12 protein-coding genes are annotated in these 21074 nt (G+C 75.2%); 7 read left to right on the plus strand and 5 right to left on the minus strand.

All coding sequences use genetic code 11. The features are described 5' to 3' along the window. Positions 1-81 precede the first annotated feature (81 nt). The 7 genes from ABD973_RS32165 to ABD973_RS32195 all read left to right on the plus strand — a co-directional run bounded on the left by ABD973_RS32165 (position 82) and on the right by ABD973_RS32195 (position 12857). Positions 82-2514 carry a SpoIIE family protein phosphatase gene (locus tag ABD973_RS32165; protein WP_345503707.1) on the plus strand — a complete coding sequence of 811 codons (2433 nt, stop codon included), beginning with the start codon at positions 82-84 and terminating at the stop codon, positions 2512-2514. Between the two features lie 131 nt (positions 2515-2645). Continuing rightward, positions 2646-3275: a hypothetical protein gene (locus ABD973_RS32170; RefSeq protein WP_125819888.1), complete on the plus strand. Its 630-nt coding sequence runs from the start codon at positions 2646-2648 to the stop codon at positions 3273-3275. A gap of 117 nt (positions 3276-3392) precedes the next feature. After that, a complete protein-coding gene (locus ABD973_RS32175) occupies positions 3393-5516 on the plus strand; it encodes a CHAT domain-containing protein (protein WP_345503709.1) in 2124 nt (707 codons plus the stop codon). Positions 5517-5527: 11 nt separating this feature from the next. Beyond that, entirely contained in the window at positions 5528-6955 is a 1428-nt protein-coding gene (locus ABD973_RS32180) for an esterase/lipase family protein (RefSeq protein ID WP_345503711.1), read from the plus strand. Between the two features lie 6 nt (positions 6956-6961). Beyond that, positions 6962-7351, plus strand: coding sequence for an NYN domain-containing protein (locus ABD973_RS32185; protein WP_125819886.1), 390 nt, complete (start codon positions 6962-6964; stop codon positions 7349-7351). A 172-nt stretch (positions 7352-7523) separates the two neighbouring features. Further along, positions 7524-11474 carry a Pls/PosA family non-ribosomal peptide synthetase gene (locus ABD973_RS32190; protein ID WP_345503713.1) on the plus strand — a complete coding sequence of 1317 codons (3951 nt, stop codon included), beginning with the start codon at positions 7524-7526 and terminating at the stop codon, positions 11472-11474. Positions 11475-11513: 39 nt separating this feature from the next. After that, positions 11514-12857: a M1 family metallopeptidase gene (locus ABD973_RS32195; RefSeq protein WP_125819884.1), complete on the plus strand. Its 1344-nt coding sequence runs from the start codon at positions 11514-11516 to the stop codon at positions 12855-12857. 58 nt (positions 12858-12915) lie between these two features. On the opposite strand, the gene ABD973_RS32200 is transcribed toward ABD973_RS32195, so the two are convergent. From ABD973_RS32200 to ABD973_RS32220, 5 genes are all read right to left on the minus strand, one after another. Further along, positions 12916-14343, minus strand: coding sequence for a hypothetical protein (locus tag ABD973_RS32200; RefSeq protein ID WP_345503715.1), 1428 nt, complete (start codon positions 14341-14343; stop codon positions 12916-12918). A gap of 134 nt (positions 14344-14477) precedes the next feature. After that, entirely contained in the window at positions 14478-15638 is a 1161-nt protein-coding gene (locus tag ABD973_RS32205; protein WP_386381919.1) for a substrate-binding domain-containing protein, read from the minus strand. A 31-nt stretch (positions 15639-15669) separates the two neighbouring features. Then, on the minus strand, positions 15670-16731 hold the full coding sequence (locus ABD973_RS32210) for an ABC transporter permease (protein WP_386381916.1): 1062 nt from the start codon (positions 16729-16731) through the stop codon (positions 15670-15672). Then, entirely contained in the window at positions 16728-18260 is a 1533-nt protein-coding gene (locus ABD973_RS32215; RefSeq protein ID WP_125819880.1) for a sugar ABC transporter ATP-binding protein, read from the minus strand. Before ABD973_RS32215 ends, ABD973_RS32210 begins: the two co-directional genes overlap by 4 nt. Positions 18261-18296: 36 nt before the next feature. Next, positions 18297-21047: a SpoIIE family protein phosphatase gene (locus ABD973_RS32220; protein WP_345503717.1), complete on the minus strand. Its 2751-nt coding sequence runs from the start codon at positions 21045-21047 to the stop codon at positions 18297-18299. Positions 21048-21074: the final 27 nt, after the last annotated feature.

Consider the following 21074-nt stretch of genomic DNA (forward strand, 5'->3'; position numbering starts at 1 on the left):
CCCGGGACCGGCCGGCGCGCTCCGCGCTGACGCGGGCCGTCGCTCGCGGCCAGGGCACCGCCCGCGTGGCATGCTCGATCTATGGAGGGCGAGTCCGTGCTTCCTGCCGCCGGTGACGCCGCGGCCCCCGAAGTGCTGGCCCTGGCCAAGGTCGTCGCCAGGCTGCGCGCGGAGGTGGTGGACCTCGAGGGCGTCGTCTCGATGACGGCCGTCCTCGAACGGGCCAAGGGCGTGGTGATGGCCCGGGCCGACGTCTCGGCGGACGCCGCCTACCAGCTGCTGGCCGACCGCGCCGCCGAGCACCGGCGCAGCCTCCTGGAGGAATGCTGGATCACGCTGGGCCGCGCGGGCCGCGGCCCCGCCTCCCCGCACCCGTGGGGGCGGGACGGGGCGGCGGAACCGGCCCCGGCGCCGCCGGAGACCGACGTCTCGGCGTTCCGTTCGGGCGGGTACCTCGTCGAGGCGGGGCGGCCGGCCGGCAGCCGGCAGCTCCTCGCCCACCTGGCCCGGGGCCTGGCCGAGGTCCGGACCCCGGACGAGGTCGCGGAGCTGCTGCGCGCGGAACTCGGCGGACCGGAGGACGTGGACGCGGTGATGATCTACACCGTGGCCTTGGCCGGCAGCCTGGAGCTGGTGGGCCAGGCGGGTGCCGGAGAGGCGACGGCCGAGCAGTGGAGGCACATCCCCCCGCTCGGCGGCGTCGCCGCGCTGGAGGCCATCGCGGCCGGGGAGGCCGTGTGGCTGGAGGACCCGGAGCAGGACGCCGAGCAGTACCTGCTGATCGGGGACCCGCCCGAGCGGTGGCCCTCCCGCGCCTGGCTGCCCGTGCCCGCCATCGGGCCGGTGACGACGGTCGTCGGGTTCTTCCGCACCCGCCCGGGAGCCTTCGACGCCCGTACCCGGACCCTGTTGCGCAGGGCCGTGCGGCTCTGCGGGGTGCCGCTGCGCGAGGACCGGGGTCCGCACGGGACCTACCTGCCGCACGAGGACGTGGCCTCCGTCCAGGCGGTCCTGGACGCCGTCTCCGGACCGGCGGTGCTGCTGACCCCGCTGCGCTCCCCGTCGGGGGAGGTCGAGGACTACCGGATCGATGCCGCCGCGCCCGAGTCGCTGGACGTGGCGGGACGCAGCGGCAAGGAGCTGATCGGGCGGCGGATCCTGGAGACGTACCCGACCGTCGCGGGCAGCGCCCTCTGGGAGGGGTACCTGGACACCCTGACCACCGGGGCGGTGTACGAGGGCGAACCGTTCGTCTACGAGGAGGTCACCGCCGGGGTGCCGCAGCAGTCCGTGTACTCCGTCCGGGCCGCCCGGCTGGGGGAGCGGCTGGTGGTGTCGTGGATCCGCCACGACACGAGCGAGCGGGAGACCCGCCGGCTGGCCGAACTGCAGCGGCTGGGGAACCTGGGCTGGGCGAGCTGGAACCTGGTGACGGACACCATCACGTGGTCCGACCAGGTCTACGCGATCTTCGACCGCGATCCGTCGCTGGGCCCGATGAGGCTGGAGGAGTTGCCCCTGCACCTGCTGGCGGAGGACCTGCCGAGGCTGGCGGCGGCGGTGCAGCGGCTGCTGGCCGACGGCGGGGCGATCGACCATCCGTTCCGGATCGGCACCGACCACGGGGTGCGGCACCTGCGGATCGTGGCGGAGGCCCAGACGGACGCGGACGGCAGTCCGGTCGAGGTGCACGGCTTCTTCCAGGACCTCAGCGCGCTGCGCGACGCGGAGCTGGCCCTGCGCGAGAGCGAGCGGGCCAACCTCGTCCAGCGCGGCATGCTGAAGGCCGAACGGGCCCTCGCCGCCCGGCTCCAGGACACGCTGCTCCCCGTCGCGCAGCAGTCGCTGGAGCTCGCGGGCCTGCGCGTCGACGTCGCCTACGTCCCCGCCGACCGGGGCGTCAACGTGGGGGGTGACTGGTACTCGGCAATCGAACTCCCCGACCGGAGCGCACTGTTCGTCGTCGGGGACGTCGCCGGCCACGGTCTGCCCGCGGTCGGGACCATGGCCCAGCTGCGGTTCACCACCAAGGGGATGACCATCACCGGATCTCCCCTGCCGGACGTGCTGCGCCTGCTCAACACCCTCCTGCTGCACACGGCCGGGGAGCAGCAGGGGGCCACCGCGACGATGGTCATGGGCTGCTACCAGCCGGGGGACCGCCGGCTGAACTGGGTCCGGGCCGGACACCTGCCGCCGCTGCTGGTCCGGGGCGGTGTCGCGAGCTTCCTGCCACAGCCGGTCGGCACCCTGCTGGGTGCCGACTTCGACTCCTCGTACGGGCAGGACACGTTCGAGCTGCTTCCGGGGGACCACCTGCTGATGTACACGGACGGTCTGGTGGAGGATCCGGGCGAGGACATCGAGGCGGGGCTCGACAGGCTGGCCGAGTCCGCCGTACGGCTGCTGCGGGAAGGACGGGGTGGCAGCCTCGCCCGTTCCCTGGCCGCGCTGCGGCCGGGGAACCGCGACGACATCTGCGTCCTCGACATCCACCTGCCGGACGACGCCTGAGGGGCGGCGTCCCGGCGCGGCCGGTCCGGGACGGAGCCGGGGGCGACCCCCCGGTGATCATGAAATCCGGGTGATGGGGGAGAATCGCGTCCACCGGACATGACCACCGAAGAAGGACAGGAGCACGCCCGTTGAACGAGGAGAGGCGCCAACAGGCCCGGCAGTTCCTCCAGCCGGGAGAGCACCTGATAGCGGCCTGCGCCCACGAACTCGGGCCGGGCGTGCCCACCCCGCCCGAGTCGATGCTCGCGCCCCCGGACCCCTCCGACCTCCAGCGGCGGATCGAGGCCCGGCTGCCCGGCCGGCTGCGCCAGATCGCCAAGTCCCGCGTGCTCGACCCGCGTCGGTCCCGGCCGGCCGCCGTGGCGGACGCGGTCGACCGGGTGCCCGACGCGCTGGACCAGCTCGGCACGCGCCTGATGCACGGCAAGAACATGGAAGGCGGCTGGCAGAGCGCCGCCGGACACCTCGTCATCAGCCGTGCCAACCTGCGCCGTTCCCACGCCTGCGTCCTCGTCCTCACCGACCGGCGCTGGTTCGGACTCGGTGACGTCTCGCCGCTGTGGCAGTCGGCGCCGGTGATGAAGCACTACTGGGAGGTGCCCCGTTCGGCGGTGGCCGCCGTACGGGCCAACCCGACCGGCGTGCTGCAGAAGGGCCGGATGGACATCGAGTTCACCGACGGCTCCTGGGTCGCGCTGCTCGCCACGGCGCCCCAGCACGCCACGCCCTTCGCCGCCGCTTCCGCCCGCTACCGCTGAACCGGACCCGGGCAGGGCTCCGCGCCGAATCGGTGGGATAATCGGACACAGGGGGACAGGTGCGGCGTACCGCGGTCCACGGTACGCGGATCCCGGGCTACTCGAAGGAGGAGCGTCGTGGTGAGCACCCCCGCGGCTCGCGCCGAGGACGTTCCGGACGGCGTTCCGCCGCCCCCTGATGGTCCAACCGTCAACATCACGGTGGTCTGGGGCGACCTCGTGGAGGTCGCCGCCGATCTACACGTCACCGGGCACTACCAGTCGGTCGTCCCCGACGCTGCGGAACTCGCACTGGACCGCGCCATATCCGCCGGCCCACGCCCACTGATCACGGAGCACAACCGGCTCGGCTGGATCGACGCCCAGCTCGGGGAGGTCACCTACTTCCCGTGCAGGGAGGGCCCGGTACGGGCGGCCGCCGTCGTCGGCATGGGCCCCATGGGCACCCTCACCGAACGCCGTGCCGTCCAGATGTACGCCTCCCTGCTGGGCGAGGCCACCGCCCTGGGCCACGTCGCCACGATGGCGACGGTCCTCATCGGCGCCGGCGCGGGCAACCTCTCCGTCGGCGGGGCGGCCCGGGCCCTCGTCCGGGGCTTCGCCGCCGCGCTGGCCTCGGCGAACCCGCTGGCCCCCACACCCAGGCTCACCGAGGTGCTCGTCGTGGAGGTCGACCGGCTGCGCGCCGAGCAGCTCCTGCTCGCCCTGACCGGCGCCGCCAAGGACCAGAAGCGGCTGTCCGTCACCCCGGGCCTGCGCGAGGAGGGCGGCGGCAGGCTGTTCGTCCCCTCGGCCGCCGTGTACGCCCTGGCGGCGCTGTCCGGACTCGTCCGCCCGGCGGCGGGCGGCCCGGTCCCGCGGGAGGGCGCCGGGCCGCCGGACCGTGCCGGTCCGTCCGCCGAGGAAGCCCTGCGCACCGTCCTCGCCGGATTCGAACCCGGTATCCGCGAACAGGTCCGCGAGCAGCTGGCCCAGCTCGCCGCGGTGCGGCACACCGACCTGACCCTGACGGTCCGGGGGCCCATCCAGGCCCAGGACGACTCCGCACCCGTACGGATGTCCGTCCAGACCGGCCCCGGCGCCCTGCGCTGGGCCGCCCTGACCGGCGGCGCGACCGTACCGGAACGGGTCGCCCTGGTGGACACGGACCTGCTGCGCGAGCTCGTGGACCGGCTGACGGAACCCACCGTCGAGGACGCGCAGGCACTTCCCGAGATGCTGTCCCGCTTCGTCGTGCCCACGGAATTCCAGCGGCTGCTCACCGACGACGCCACCGTGCTGCTGGAACTGGACCGCGACACGGCCTCCGTGCCCTGGGAGTTCCTGCGGGATGCGCAGCAGGTCGGCGGCAAGAAGCCCGAACCCCTGGCGATCCGCACCCAGCTCTCCCGCCAACTGCGCACCACCTACGCGCGCGTGCTGACCGAGGCTCCGGCCACCGGCGAACTGTGCGCCCTGGTCATCGGGGATCCGGGAGACCCACAGCAGGGGCTGGACCTGCCCGGTGCCCGCGAGGAGGCCCGCCAGGTCGCCGACCAGCTCAGGAACCTGGGGGTGACCGTCAACCTGTTCGTCGGTGCGGCGAACTCCGTCCGCAAGCCCGACGAGAAGCCCGCGCGGCGCCTCGACGTCCTGAGGGCCCTGCTGTGCGGGGGCAACGACATCGTCCACTACTGCGGCCACAGCGCCTTCGACCGCTCCGGCACCGGACGGCGCTCGGGCTGGGTCTTCGCCGACGGCCTGCTGACCGCCCAGGAACTGGGCCGCCTGGACCGGCCGCCGCCGCTGATCGTCGTGGCGAACGCCTGCTACACGGCCCGTACGGGGGCCGCCGAACCCGCCGGGCCGCCGGACGGAGCCTCCCTCGTGGCCGACCACAGCCCGTGGGGGAACGCCCAGGCGGCGCTGGTACCCAGCCTCGCCGACGAGTTCCTGTGCATCGGAGTCGGTCACTACATCGGGTCGGCCTGGCGGATCCCCGACGACCAGGGGATCTCCTTCGCGCAGGAGTTCTACCGGCACCTGTTCAGGAGCGGACCTTCCGAGGACCCCCGCACGGTGGGGGCCGCCGTCCGGTCCGCGCGCAAGGCGCTCTACGAGAAGCGGGCCGAGGACGACTGGCCGGACGGCGGGCAGGAACCCCAGCGGTGGAGCGCCTGGGCCGCCTACCAGCACTACGGGGACGCGTCCGATCCGTTCGTCCCGCCCGCGGACCCGTCCGACGCGCAGAAGAAGGGCTAGGAGGCCGGCTCATGGGCAAGAACCCGATGCCCGACGTCGTCGTACTGCTCCCCGGGATCACCGGCAGCGTACTGACGCGCGACGGAAAGGACGTGTGGGCCCCCTCGGCCTCGGCGGTGATCGGAGCCCTGACGAGCCTCGGCCGCTCCGTGGCGGAACTGGAACTGCCGGACGGCCAGGACGACTGGAGGGAGGACGACCTCGGTGACGGCGTCGTCGCCACCCGGCTGGTGCCCGACCTCCACACCCTGCCCGGCCTGTGGAAGATCGACGGCTACACGGCCATCGAGGAGTTCCTGCTGGACCGGTTCGAGCTCAGGCGCGGCGAGAACTACTTCCCCTTCCCCTACGACTGGCGGCGCGACAACAGGGCCGCCGCCCGGCAGCTGGCCGAGCGGAGCCGGGGATGGCTGCGCGCCTGGCGCGAGAAGAGCGGCAACCCCGCCGCCCAGCTCGTCCTGGTCGGGCACTCGATGGGCGGCCTGGTGTCCCGCTACTACGTCGAGGTGCTCGAAGGCTGGAAGGACACCCGGGCCGTGGTCACCTTCGGCACCCCCTACTACGGCTCCCTCAACGCCGTCGAGTTCCTCTGCAACGGCTTCCACAAGCGCATCGGCCCCTTCGAACACGACCTCACCCGGCTGCTGCGCTCCTTCACCGGCCTGCACCAGCTCGTCCCCGTCTACCGCTGCGTGTACGGGCCGGACGGGACGGCCGCCCTCCCGGCGGACGCCGGGCTCCCCGGCTGGCAGCCGCAGTGGAGCAGCCGCCTCACCGACTTCCACCAGGAGATGGAGGAGGCGGCCGAGGCCAACCGGAAGGACAGCGGGTGGGAGGCAGGCGGGGTCGTCTACCACCCGATCGTCGGCATCGACCAGCCCACCCGGCAGTCGGCCAGGATCATAGGGGACAAGGTCGAGACGCTGTTGCTCCGCGGGGACGACGACGAAGGCGGCGACGGCACGGTGCCCCAGCTCTCCGCCGCCCTCTCCGACAGGGAGGACGCCCGCACCTTCGTCCCGCAGAAGCACGGCAGCCTGCAGAACCACGCGGCCATGCTCGACCACGTCAAGGGCATCCTCCAGTCGCTGCACGACGTGCACATCGCGGACCTGCGGTCCTTCGTCACCTGCTGGTTCACCTACCTCGGCGACGACCTCTACCTCGACGGGGAACCGGTGGTCTGCGAGATCGGGGCCGGCAGTTCACTGAGCGAGGGCGAAATGCCCGAGGTCCCGGCCCGGATCACGGTGACCAGCCGGACCACCGGCCTGCCGGTCCTCGACCGCGACGTCGACGTCCCGCGCGCACGGCAGCGGTTCGACCTCGGCCTGCTGCCCCCCGACACCTACGACCTGCTGATCAGCGCCGGGGCCGACGCCTCGCCGCTGTCCGACGTCTTCGTCGTCGCGCCCCCGGAGACGACCGTGGCAGAATGACGGAACGTGACCGAATCCCTCACCTCCGTCCTCATCGTCGACGCGGCCAACGTCGTCGGCTCCGTACCCGACGGCTGGTGGCGCGACCGCAGGGGCGCCGCCGAGCGGCTGCGCGACCGGCTCGCGGAGCGGACCGGTCCTGGTGGGCGGGGCGGCGAGGAGGTCATCCTCGTCGTCGAGGGTGCGGCCCGCGGCATCGCGTCCGTCCCCGGCGTCCGGGTCGAATCCGCGCCCGGCAGCGGCGACGACCGCATCGTGGAACTCGCCGCCGCCCACGCCGGCCGCCCCTGCGTGGTCGTCACCGCCGACCGCGCCCTGCGCGAACGGGTGAAGGCGTACGGAGCCCACTGCGCCGGCCCCCGCACCGTGCGACCGTCCCAGGAGGACACCCGCTAGAGAGCCGCCCCCGGTCGGAGTAACAGCTTCCGGCCACGCCCGCGGCTTCCACGGGCAAATCCACGGTGGCGAACTAGGCTGGTGGGTTGTTCTCCGCCGGACCGGAACAACCCGGGCAGACCCGGGCTCCACCGGCACCCCGGACGGGTCCGGGAGCGAGACGCGAGGGCCTATGGCAGCCACACCCGAACGCGGTGAACTCACCCTGACGGCCGACGGGGCCCTGCCCGGCGAGCCGGTGCCCGACGAAGGGGAGCCACCCGGAGAACCCGGCAAGTCCGCCCGGTTCTCCGCCGGACCCGCCGCCCCCGCCCGCACCCTCCTCGACGTCTTCGAGGCCACCGTACGGGCCCACCCCGACGAGCCGGCCCTCGACGACGGCACCTCCCGGCTCACCTACCGGGCCCTGGCCGCCCGCGTCGAACGCCGCCGGCGCGCCCTCGCGGCGGCAGGAGTGGGACACGGCGACCGGGTCGGCGTACGCGTCCCCTCCGGCACCAACGAGCTGTACGTGGCCGTCCTCGCCGTCCTCGCCGCGGGCGCCGCCTACGTGCCGGTCGACGCCGAGGACCCCGACGAGCGGGCCCGGCTGGTCTTCGGCGAAGCCGGCGTGCGGGCGGTGCTGGGCCCCGGCCGGCGCATCGACCGCACCGACCCCTCCGGCCACCCCCCGGCCGCTCCCGCGCCCGCCGTCCGGCCGGGTCCCCGGGACGACGCGTGGATCATCTTCACCTCCGGCTCCACCGGCCGGCCCAAGGGCGTCGCCGTCAGCCACCGCAGCGCCGCCGCCTTCGTCGACGCCGAGGCCGCCCTGTTCCTCGCCGACGAGCCGATCGGCCCCGGGGACCGCGTCATGGCCGGACTCTCCGTCGCCTTCGACGCCTCCTGCGAGGAGATGTGGCTGGCCTGGCGCCACGGCGCCTGCCTCGTCCCCGTACCCCGCCACCGCGTCCGCAGCGGCGCCGACCTCGCCCCCTGGCTGGTCGAACAGGAGATCACCGTGGTCTCCACCGTGCCCACCCTCGCCGCCCTCTGGGATCCCGCCGCCCTCGACGAGGTCCGGCTGCTGATCTTCGGCGGCGAGGCCTGCCCGCCCGAACTGGCCGCCCGCCTGGTCACCGAGGGCCGCGAGGTCTGGAACACCTACGGCCCCACCGAGGCCACCGTCGTCGCCTGCGCCTGCCCCCTGACCGGCGCGGAGCCGATCAGGATCGGCCTCCCGCTCGCCGGCTGGGAACTGGCCGTGGTCGACGCCTGCGGGGAGCCCGTCCCCATGGGGGGCAGCGGCGAACTCGTGATCGGCGGCGTGGGCCTCGCCCGCTACCTCGACCCCGCCAAGGACGCCGAGAAGTACGCCCCGCTGGAGAGCCTCGGCTGGCCGCGCGCCTACCGCAGCGGCGACCTGGTCCGCGCCGAACCGGAAGGCCTGGTCTTCCTCGGCCGCGCCGACGAGCAGGTCAAACTCGGAGGCCGGCGGATCGAACTCGGCGAGGTCGACGCCGCGCTCCAGGCCCTGCCCGGCGTCGCCGGCGCGGCCGCCGCCGTACGCACCGCCCGCGGCGGCACCCAGCTCCTCGTCGGCTACCTCGTCACCCAGGACGGCTGGGACCGCACCGCCGCCGTCGAACGGCTGCGCGCCGCCCTGCCCGCCGCCCTCGTGCCGCTGCTCGCCCAGGTCGACGCCCTGCCCACCCGCACCTCCGGCAAGGTCGACCGCGCCGCACTGCCCTGGCCCCTGCCCGGCACCGAGACCGCCGGCCCCGCCGAGCCGCTCCACGGCACCGAGGCCTGGCTCGCCGAACAGTGGACCGAGACCCTGGGCGTGCCCGTGACGAGCGCGGGCGACGACTTCTTCGCCACCGGCGGCAACAGCCTCGCCGCCGCGCAGCTCACCACCCGGCTGCGCAGCCGCTACCCCGCGGTGGCGGTCCTGGACGTGTACCAGAACCCGACGCTGCGCAAACTGGCCCGGCGGCTGGAGCGGTCCGTACGCGAGGACGGCGCCACCCGCACCGTCGCACCGGTCCCGGCCCGCGCCCAGGCCGCCCAGTGCCTCCTGCTGCTGCCGCTGTTCACCCTCGTCGGCCTGCGCTGGACCGTCGCCCTCCTGGCCCTCGGCAACCTGCTCCACCGCCTCGGACCGTACCCCTGGGCGCCCACCGCCTCCTGGTGGTACGTGGCCGCCGCGGCGGCCCTCCTGTTCAGCCCGCCCGGCCGCCTCGCCATCGCCGCCGGCGGCGCCCGCCTGCTGCTGCGCGGGGTACGGGCCGGCCGCCACCCGCGCGGCGGCAGCGTGCACCTGCGGCTGTGGACGGCCGAACGGCTCGCCGAGTACTCCGGCGCCACCTCCCTCACCGGCCCCTGGCTCCAGCGCTACGCCCGCGCCCTCGGCGCCCGCCTGGGCCCCGACGTGGACCTGCACTCCCTGCCCCCGGTCACCGGCATGCTCCGGCTCGGCCGCGGCTGCGCCGTGGAATCGGAGGTGGACCTCAGCGGCCACTGGCTGGACGGCGACCGCCTGGAGATCGGCCCCGTCCGGATCGGCGCGGGGGCCGTCGTCGGCACCCGCAGCACGCTGTTCCCCGGCGCCCGCGTCGGCAAGCGGGCCGAAGTGGCACCGGGCTCCGCCGTCGCCGGACAGGTCCCGGCCGGCCAGCGCTGGGGCGGCGCCCCCGCCGTCAGACTCGGCCGGGCCAAGCACGACTGGCCCGGGGAACGCCCGCCGCGCGCCCCGCGCTGGCGGGCCATGTACGGGGCCACCGGCTTCTGCCTCACCGCCCTGCCGCTGGCCGCCGCGCTCCCCGCGCTGCTCGTCGCCGGCCGGTTCGTACCCGCCGGAGCCGGACCCGCCCAGGCCCTGCGCGGGGCGCTGCTCGCCGTCGTGCCCGGCGCGCTCGCCTTCGCCCTGGCGTACGCGGTGCTCGTCCTGGCCGCCGTACGCCTGCTCAGCCTCGGGCTGCGCACCGGGAACCACCCCACCCACAGTCGCGTGGGCTGGCAGGCCTGGGCGGTCCTCCAGCTGATGGACCTGGCCCGGGGCACCCTCTTCCCGCTGTACGCCGGGCTGGTCACCCCCGTGTGGCTGCGACTGCTCGGCATGCGCGTCGGCCGGGGCGCCGAGGTGTCCACCGTGCTCGCCCTGCCCAGCCTCACCACCGTGGGCGACGGCGCGTTCCTCGCCGACGACACCCTGACCGCCCCTTGCGAACACGGCGGCGGCTGGATGCGGATCGGCCGCTCCGAGATCGGCCGCCGGGCCTTCCTCGGCAACTCCGGGATGACCGCGCCCGGCCGCAGCGTGCCCGACGGCGGGCTGGTCGGCGTCCTGTCCGCCACCCCGAAGAAGGCCAAGAAGGGCAGCTCGTACCTGGGCCTGCCCCCGGTGCGGCTGCCCCGTTCGGCCGCGGCCGCCGACCGCAGCCGCACGTACGACCCGCCCGCCCGGCTGCTGTGGGCGCGGGGCCTGGTCGAGGCCTGCCGGCTCGTGCCCGTCTTCTGCTCGGCCGGCCTCGCCGTCCTCACCCTGGCGGCGCTGTGCGCGCTGGCCGCGACGCCCGCGCTGGGGGTGCCGGGCGCCGCCCTGCTGTCCGGGGCGGTCCTGCTCACCGCGGGCGCGGCCGCCTGCGCGGTCACCGTCGCGGCCAAGTGGCTGCTGGTCGGCCGGCACCGGCGGTCGGAACACCCGCTGTGGAGCGGCTTCGTGTGGCGGAACGAACTGGCCGACACCTTCGTGGAGGTGCTGGCCGTGCCCTGGCTCGCCGGAGCCGTCCCCGGGACCCCGCTGCTGGTCCTGTGGCTGCGCGGGCTCGGGGCGCGCATCGGCCGGGGGGTGTGGTGCGAGAGCTACTGGCTGCCCGAGACGGACCTGGTGACCCTCGGCGACGCGGTCAGCGTCAACCGCGGCTGCGTGTTGCAGACGCACCTCTTCCACGACCGGATCTTGCGGACGGATACTGTGGTCCTCCGCGAGGGCGCCACCCTGGGCCCGGGCGGAATCGTCCTGCCCGGGAGCACGGTCGGGGCGCGCAGCACCCTGGGTCCCGCCTCCCTCGTGATGGCCGGGGAGTCCGTCCCCGCCGACACCCGCTGGCTGGGCAATCCGATCGAGGCGTGGCGGTCCTAGCCCGGGGACCGTGGCACGGAGCGGGGAGCGGAACCGGCGATGAGCGGCCAGAGCACGGCGGTGGACCCGTACTTCCCGGACAACGGCGACCCCCGCTACCGGGTGCACCGTTACGAGCTCGCCCTGGAGTACCGGCCCGGCCCCAACCGGCTGGCCGGCACCGCCCGGCTCAGCGCCATCGCCGGGCCGGCCCCGCTGGCCGAGTTCCACCTGAACCTGGCCGCCTTCCGGATCGGCCGGGTCCTGGTGGACGGCCGCGCCCCGCACTACACCCACCGGGCCGGCCGGCTCCGCGTCCGGCCGGCCAAGGCCCTGCGCGCCGGGGCCGCCTTCACGGTCGAGGTCCACTGGGCGGGCAACCCGAAGCCGGTGCGCAGCCCCTGGGGCGGCCTCGGCTGGGAGGAGCTGACGGACGGGGCGCTCGTGGCCAGCCAGCCCGTCGGCGCCCCGTCCTGGTACCCGTGCAACGACCGGCCCGCCGACAAGGCGGCGTACCACATCTCCCTGAACACCCCGTCCGCCTACACGGTGGCCGCCGTCGGCCGGCTGCTCACCCGGACCACCAGGGCCAGCACCACCACCTGGGTGTACGAGCAGTCCGCGCCCACCCCCAGCTACCTGGTCGGTCTGGCCATCGGCCAGTACCAGACGGTGCTGCTCGGCGACCCCGGCCTCGGCGGGGTGCCGCAGACCGCCCACGTGCCGGCGCACGCGCTGCCGCGGTTCTCCCGGGACTTCGCCCGGCAGCCCGCCATGATGCGGCTCTTCGAGGAGCTCTTCGGCCCCTACCCCTTCGGCGAGTACGCGGTGGTCGTCGCCGACGAGGAGCTGGACGTCCCCGTGGAGGCGCAGGGGCTGTCCCTGTTCGGCACGAACCACGTGGACGGCGCGCGCGGCTGGGAGCGGCTCGTCGCCCACGAACTGGCCCACCAGTGGTTCGGCAACAGCGTGGGCATCGCCGACTGGCGCCACATCTGGCTCAACGAGGGCTTCGCCAAGTACGCCGAATGGCTCTGGTCGGAGCGTTCCGGGGGCCGCGGCGCGCACGAGCACGCGACGGCCGCGCACCGGCTGCTGGCCACGCTGCCGCAGGACCTGCGGCTGGCCGACCCGGGCCGCCGGCTGATGTTCGACGACCGGCTCTACCAGCGCGGCGGGCTGACCGTGCACGCCGTCCGCTGCGCCCTGGGCGACGGGGCGTTCTTCCGGATGCTCCGCGACTGGGCGGCCCTGTACCGGCACGGCGTGGTGACCACGGCCGCCTTCACCGCCCATGCGGCGGGCTACGCCGCCGGGCCGCTGGACGGCCTGTTCGAGGCCTGGCTGCACGGCCCGGCCCTGCCGCCGCTGCCGCCGCCGCCCGGCGCGGATCCGGCCGCCTGACCGGGCACGGCCGCCTGACCGGGCACGGCGCCGCGGCGCCCGGCCGGGCGGCGGTGGGTCACTGGCCGGCGCGGCCGCTCACCAGGGGCCACTCGCGGTGCAGGGCGCCCAGCGGGACGCGCCGCTCGACGACCGGCGTACCGAAGACGGACAGCTGGAGCTGGAGCTGCCCGCTCAGGTCGAAGCCGCCGTACAGCGCCCAGGAGCCGTTCGCGGAGGTCTTCCCGTCGGTGGCGGCGCTCGCGGAGGCGTCGGCCTCACCGCGCAGGTACGGGGCGAAGTCGGCGGTGACGCCGACGGCCCCGTACAGGCCCACGGAGGCCTCGGCGCCGAGGGCGCTCCTGACCCGGCCGCCGGCGGTGACGGTCGCCTTCACCGGGGTGCTGTGCACGGCCGAGGAACTGACCGGGGTCCAGCCCTTGCCGGTGGCGTAGCTGCCGCCGACGCGGAAGTCGCCCTTGACGTCCTGCCGGACGTCGAGGGTGACCTTGCCGTCGGCCTCCACCTGTACGTAGCAGGTCAGTTCGAGGTTGACGACGACGGGCACCGGGCCGACCTGGAGGACCGGGTTGCTGTGCAGCTTGGCGAAGGGGATGCGCCGGGGTGCGCCCGTGCTCGCGGCGGCGCGGCCCTTGAGGGTCCACTGGGAGGACCAGTCGCCGCTCATGCCGAGGAACGCCGCGTCGGGGCCGTGGCCGGCGCCCTTGCCGCCGTCGTAGGAGAACTCGACCTGCGGGGCGAGCTGGACGAAGCCGGCCACCGAGGCGCCCGCCGACGCGGGGGCGTCCTTGGCGGTGTCGACGGCGGCGTCCACGTCGAGCCGGAGGTTGCCCAGGGGCAGCTTGGCGCCCTGGGGGCCGAACGTGACGCCGGATCCCTTGGCCCAGGAGAAGGTGACGCCCTTCATCAGGGGTTCGACGACCACCGAGGCCGGGTCGACGGGGACCTTGCCGTCGGCCTTGTCGTCGCCGAGTGCGGCGGCCAGGGTGGTGGGGGCGGTCTTGACCTCGGTGCCGCGGTCGGTCTTGCCGACGACCTCGGTGACCTTCGCGAGGAGGCCGTCGGGCGCGCCGGGTGCCGGGGCGCTGGCGATGACGTCGCCCACCGCGACGGGCTTGGCGGCCGGGTCCGAGGAGCCGGCCGACGGGCCCTTCGAGGGTGCGGCGGAGCGGTGGGGCGAGGCCCCGCCGCCCTGCGGGGCCGCGGATATGACGGCGCGTCCGCTGGCCTTGTCGTAGGAGGCGACCTTCAGCGGGGCCTTCTCCGGGCCCTGGCCGGCGCGCGTGCGGGCGATGGGGGAGGGTGCGGCCGCGCCCTGCGGGGCGGCGTCCACGTCCAGCCGCCGGGTGCCGTCGGAGGCGGAGGGGAGGGCCGCCGGGCTGCCCGGTCCGGCGGCGTTCACGGGGGCCGGGGAGGAGCAGCCGGCGGTGGTGAGCGCGAGGGCGGTCAGGCCGGGCAGCAGGAGGCGTCTGGCGAGCGTACGCACGTGGGTGTGACCTTCGAATTGGGGGGAAGTGCCGTTACTGGTAGGTAACGTGAAGGTTGATCATGCCACGGGTCCCCGGCGCCGGTCACATCGCCCGAGGGTCAACTCTCCTGCGGAGAAAGGTGGTTGAAGCTTCATTCATGAGGTTCCCCGGCCTGCCAGATCCGGCGGTACGCCTCGCGGTAGCCGGGAGGGTCCCAGGAGCCGGCGCCCCGGCTGTTGCCGGCCGTGGCGATGTGGACGGGCGCCACGTAGCCGCTCGCCGGCTGCCCGGCGAAGGCGCGGTTGAACTCGTCCACGATCTGCCACCCCTGCTGGGACAGCGGCTCGGGGACCGTGGCCGCCTGGAACTCCCCGCTGTTGACGCGCTGGAAGGCGGAAGGGTCCCCGTCGCCCGCGCCGATGTTCAGCGGCGGCCCCGCCCCCGGACGCCCGGCCGCCCGCAGCGCCGGGGCGGCGTCGGCGAAGTACAGGTCGTTGATGGCGACCGAGTGGGTCCAGTCCTTCCCGAAGCGGGCGAGCAGCGAGGACACCGCCTGCGGGGTGCGGCTGCTCGCGTCCGGGATCGGGATGTTCTCGTACGCCAGGAGCCGCACGCCGGAACAGGTGGCCAGCTCCCGCTCGATCAGGTCGGCCTTGTTGCGGGCGAAGGGGATCGAGTCGTCGGTGAACAGGACGACCCCGGCGTCACCCCCGGACCGGGCGATGATCCAGTCGGCGCTGATCCGCGCCACGTCCTCCACCTTCGTGGTGACGTTGGTGAACAGCGCGGGGTCCCGGCTGGGCCCGGGGGAGTCCACCGCGTGCCAGCCGATCACCGGGATGCCCGCGGCACGGGCCGCCGCCATCTGCCGCGACGCCGGACGGGGATCGAAGCCGCCGATGACGATGCCGGACGGTTCGAGGGTGACCGCCTGGCTCAGCGCCGCCTGGATGCCGGCCGGGGTGCCGCCCCCGTCGATCACCCGGACCGTCCACCCGATCGCCCTCGCCGCCTCCTCGACGCCCTCGGCGACTCCCGCGACGCCCGGGTTGGTCATCGTCTGCGCGACGTACACGAGGCTCTTGCCGGGCGCCGCCGCCGGGCCCGAGTCCGGCCCGTTCCAGGAGGCGTCGGCGGCCTCGGCCCGCCGGACGGCCGCCTCGGCCCGGGGCAGGACCCCGGGACAGCCGGCCTTCGACGGCCCGGTTGCGGACGGCGGCCCGCCGCCGCAGCCGGCCAGGAGGACCGCGGCCGCCCCGAGCAGGGCCGCGGCGGTGACGGGCGTGGTGGGGTTCGGGTGCTTGGGGAACACGGTGCTCCTGGCGTGGGTGCGCGTACGGGTACTACGACGGGCCGGCCTGGACCGGGGCGGGAGGCTCCTGTGCGTGCGGCCCGCGGGAGGCCGCGGCACCGGCGTCCAGCCGGCGGCGCGCCGTCCAGCCGGCCAGCCCCACGGCGATGAGCAGGGTCGCGCCGTTGAACAGCGCGGTGGCCCAGAACGGGGCCCCGAGCTGGCCGATCCCGGCGAGCCCGACGGCGAGCACGGCGACGGCCACGAGCGTGCCGACCGCGTTGGCGCGGCCGGGCCTGATCGTCGTGGAGCCGAGCAGGGCGCCCACGAACGCCGGCAGCAGGTAGTCCAGCCCCGTGCTCGGGTTGCCGGTCCGCTGCTGGGCGGCGAGCAGCACCCCGGCGAAGCCGGTGACCAGGCCCGAGCCGGCGAACGCGGCCACGCAGTAGGCGCGGGTGGGGATGCCGATCGCGGCGGCGGCCCGCGGGTTCGAGCCGATGACGTACAGGTACCGGCCGGCCGGCAGCCGCTCCAGCACCACCCACAGCACGGCCGCCACCCCCAGCACGTAGAAGGCCGGCAGCGGCAGGCCCAGCAGCCGCGCGTCGTACAGGGCGGTGAAGCCCGCCGGCATGCCCTGCGGACCGGGCACGATCCGGGCGCCGCCGGTGATCCACCCGGTGAGCGCGTACATCACGGAGCCGGTCCCCAGGGTGGCGATGAAGGAGTCGATCCGCCCGAACTCGACGATCACACCGGTCAGCGCCCCCGCCACCGCGCCCCCGCACACCACCACCAGGCAGGCCGCGGGCCAGGGCCAGCCCTCCGTGACGACCAGCCGCATCACCAGCACGTGCGCGAGGCCCAGCCCGTAGCCGATGGACAGGTCGAACCTGCCGGTGGCGACCGGGATCGTCGCCCCCAGCGCGAGGACGGCCGGGACCGCCTGGTTCGACAGGATCGCGGAGACGTTGTCGCGGGTGGGGAAGGTCTGCGGCAGGAGCAGCGAGAAGACCAGGAAGAGCAGCGCGGCCAGGACCGGCAGGCCGTAGCTGCCGACGTGGTGCCCGCGCAGCCGCTCCAGCGGGGACCGCCGTGGTGGGGAAGGGTTCATGGGCCCGTCGCGGTTCCGGTGACGGCCGGGATGGCCGAGGCGGCCCGGGTGAGCCCGGCCACGGTCAGCTCCCGGCCCGCGAGTTCGGCGCCCACCGCACCGCGGACGAGGACCAGCGCGCGGTGGCAGAGGTCCGCGACCTCCTCGAAGTCGGCGGAGACGAGCAGCACCCCCACGCCCGACGCGGCCGCCTCGTCGAGGAGGCGGTGGACCACCGCCTTGGCCCCCACGTCCACACTGGCCGTGGGCTCCTCCAGGACCAGCAGCCGCAGCCCGCCCCGCAGCCACCGGCCGACCATCACCTTCTGCTGGTTGCCGCCCGACAGCGTGGCGATGGGCACCTCGCCGTCCCGGGGCAGGACGGAGAACCGGTCGATCAGCGCGGCCGCCTCGGCGCGCTCGCGCCGCGGGGAGGTCCAGCGCCAGGCGGGCACGCCGGCGGCGCGCGGGTTCGCCAGGAAGTTCTCCCGTACCGTCAGCTCCGGGGCGCAGCCCTCCGCCTGGCGGTCGCCGGCCACGAAGCCGACACCGGCGCCGACGGCCTCCCTGACCGTACGCGGCCGGTACGGACGGCCCTCCAGCAGCAGCCGCCCCGCGCGCACCGGCAGGACCCCCGCCACCGCACGGCCGAGCTCCCGGTGCCCGGCGCCGGTCAGGCCGACCATGCCGAGGATCTCGCCGGCGCGCAGCTCCAGTCCGACCGGCCCGGCGTGCCCGGCCCGTACGCCGTCCAGGCGCAGCAGGGGCGGGCCGGCCGCGGGCGCCGCGGGCCCGGCCGGGCGGCGGACGGCCGGCTCGTGCCCGGCGACGGCCCGCACCAGCCGGCCCGGGTCGTACCCGGCGAGCGGGCCGTGCTCCACCACGCGGCCGTCGCGCAGGACGGCGAACGCGTCGGCGACCCGGTACACCTCGTCCAGCCGGTGGCTGACGTAGAGGATGCCGTGCCCCCGGTCGCGCAGGGCGTGCAGGACGCCGAACAGCCGGTCGCAGTCGGCGGCGGGCAGGGTGGCGGTCGGTTCGTCGAGGACGATGGCCTGCGCCCGGGCGGCCAGGGCGCGGGCGATGGCGACCAGCGAACGCTCCGCCGGGGCCAGGCCGGCGATCGGGGCACCGGCGTCCAGGTGCCCGGCGACGAGGTCGAGGGCCTCCTCGCAGCGCTCCCGGGTCCGCCGCCAGGAGATCAGGCCGGCCCGGCGCGGGTAGCCCGTGCCCAGGGCGACGTTCTCGGCCACCGTCATCCACTCGACCAGCCCGGGGTCCTGGTGGATGAAGGACAGGTGCCGGCCGGCCCCGTGCGAGCCCAGCGGCCGGCCCGCGACGGTCACCTCGCCCGCGTCGGCGTGGTGGACCCCGGCGAGCACCTTGATGAGGGTGGACTTCCCGGCGCCGTTGGGGCCGAGCAGCGCCAGCACGCTGCCGCGGTACAGGTCGAGGTCGACCGAGTCCAGCGCGAGGGTGCCGCCGAAGTGCTTGCGCAGACCGCGCACGCGGACGAGGGGTTCTCCACCGGGACGCGGAGGTGGGCTCATTCCTCGACTCTAGATGACCTCCCCGCCCGGACCGGGTCACGCCGCGTCCAGGGCGAACTCCGCCCAGATGACCTTTCCGTCGGGTGTGTAGCGGGTGCCCCACGCCTGGGCGAGCTGGGCCACCAGGAACAGGCCCCGGCCGCCCTCGTCGGTGTTGGCGGCCTGGCGCATCCGCGGGGCGGTGTTGCTGGCGTCGTACACCTCGCAGATCAGGGTGCGGTCGTGGATCAGGCGCACCCGTACGGGCCCGCCGCCGCCGTACCGGATCCCGTTGGTGACCAGCTCGCTGAGCAGCAGTTCCGTGGCGAAGGCGGACTCCTCCAGACCCCACCGGCCGAGCTGCTCCACGGCCGCGGCGCGGACGTCGCAGACGCGGGCCGGGTCGGCCGGCAGCTCCCAGGCGGCGATCCGGTCCGGGGGAGTGGCGCGGGTGCGGGCGACCAGGAGCGCGATGTCGTCGGCCGGGTGCTCGGGGGCCAGGGCGTCCAGGATGGCCCGGCAGGTGTCCTCGGGGGAGCGGCCGGGGTCGGCGGCGAGGGTGCGGTGCAGCTCCTCCAGGGTGAGGTCGATGTCGCGGTGGCGGTCCTCGATCAGCCCGTCCGTGTAGAGGACCAGCCGGCTGTTCTCGGGGAGGTGGACCTCGGCGGACTCGAAGGGCAGGCCGCCCAGGCCCAGCGGCGGCCCGGCGGGCAGGTCGGGGAAGGTCACGCTGCCGTCGGGCAGCAGCAGGGCGGGCGGCGGGTGGCCGGCGCGGGCCATCGTGCACCGCTGGGTGGTCGGGTCGTAGACCGCGTACAGGCAGGTGGCGCCGACGATCGCGGTGCTGCCGGCGGACGGGTCGTCCCCGCCCTCCTCGCGGTCCAGGCGGACCATGAGGTTGTCCAGGTGGGTGAGGAGCTCGTCGGGGGCCAGCTCCAGTTCGGCGAAGTTGCGGGCGGCGGTGCGCAGCCTGCCCATCGTCGCCGCGGCGTGCAGTCCGTGCCCGACGACGTCGCCGACGAGGAGGGCGACGCGGGTACCGGACAGCGGGATGACGTCGAACCAGTCGCCGCCCACCCCGGACTCGGCGGGCAGGTAGCGGTGGGCCACCTCGACGGCGCTCTGCTCGGGCAGCCCGTGGGGGAGCAGGCTGCGCTGGAGGCTCAGGGCCAGGGTGTGCTCGCGGGTGTAGCGGCGCGCGTTGTCGATGCACAGGGAGGCGCGGGCCGCGAGTTCCTGGGCGAGGGAGCGGTCGTCGTCCCCGTACGGGGCGGGGTTGCGGGAGCGGTAGAAGCAGGCCACGCCGAGGACGACGCCCCGCGCGAGCAGCGGCACGGTGATCAGCGAGTGGATGTTGTGGGCGAGGAGCAGCTCGGCGTGGACCGGGTCCTGGGCGATCCAGCCGAAGGCCGCCTTCAGTTCGGGCTCCAGCACCGGCTGCCCGGTGGCCAGGGAGCGCATGTGGGGCGTGGTCGGGCGGAGCACCAGCCGCTCGCCGACCGGGTAGAAGGGGCAGTCGTCGCGGATGCCGTGCACCACCGTGCGGTGCAGTTCCCCGGTCGGGTCGCCGGACTCCTCGCCGCGCAGCACGGATGCGGGCACGTCGACGGTGACGAAGTCCGCCAGCCTCGGGACCGCGGTCTCGGCCAGCTCCCGGGCGGTGCGGCCGACGTCGAGGGTGGTCCCGATCCGGGTGCTGGCCTCGGCCAGCAGCTCCAGCCGCCGGCGTGCCGCGACGGCGTACTTGCCCACCTCCGGCTCGCCGACCAGCACGAGCCCGCGCACCGCGCCGGGGGCCGGGGGCGCGCTCCCGGACGCGGGCGCGGCGGCGTGGGCGTGCAGGGGCGCGGGGGCCTGAGCGGGCGCGGGGGCGGGCGCGTGGTGCTCCTCCTCGTCGGGCAGCAGCGCCTCGACGACGATCCCCTCCACCCCGGCCGGGCTGGTCACGGGCCGGCTGACGAGCGTGACCCGGCGGCCGTGGGACAGGGAGACCTCCGCGGCGGCGCGGCGCGCGCCGGACAGCAGCTCGGTGGCCTTCTCCTTGAGGGTCGTGTGGTCGCTCTCCTCCAGCTCGCTCAGCAGCAGCTCCGCCAGGGTCACCGGATGCCCGTCCAGGGCGTCCCCGTGGGCCCGGACCAGGTTCGCGGCCTCCAGATAGGCCTGGAGCAGCCCGCGCTCGCGCGCCGTGCTCTGCTCCATCAGCCGCCGTTCGATGGCCTCGGCGGCCCGGCGGACGACCGCGGCCAGCGCCGGGTCCGCGTCGGTGTACGGGTAGCCCAGGCACAGGACGCCCTCGATGTGCCCGCTGAGCTGGTCGCGGATGGGAGCCGCGGTGCAGGCGCTGGACTGGGAGCGTTCGGCGAAGTGCTCGGCGCCGTTGACCTGGACGAGCTGCCGCTCAGCGAGGGTAAGGCCGATCCCGTTCGTCCCCGCGACCCGCTCGGCGAACACGAAGCCGGGCTCGGTCTGGATGGCCGGCAGCCGGGCCGGCAGGGACCTGTCTCCGAAGCGGCGTTCGAGCACGGTGCCGTGGCCGTCGGCGAGGCAGATGTTCATCCGGCTGCCCGCGAAGAGCGCCGCCAGCCGGTCGAGCACGGGTGCGGCGGCGCGGACGACGGGGCCTTCCGCGTCGAAGTCCTCGGTGAACGGCAGCTCGGTCTGGTCCGGCGACAGTCCCAGCAGCAGGCTGCGCTGCCACGAACTCAGGATCGGGCTGCGCACGCTCCGTACGACCGACTCCGCGGACCCGCCGTGCAGGAACCGGTCACGGGACCGCACGGGGCCGGTGCGGTCGTCCACGACCCCCATGTGCACCACATCCCTCGTCGGAGCACC

This window comes from Streptomyces racemochromogenes (genome assembly GCF_039535215.1).
Lineage (GTDB): Bacteria > Actinomycetota > Actinomycetes > Streptomycetales > Streptomycetaceae > Streptomyces > Streptomyces racemochromogenes.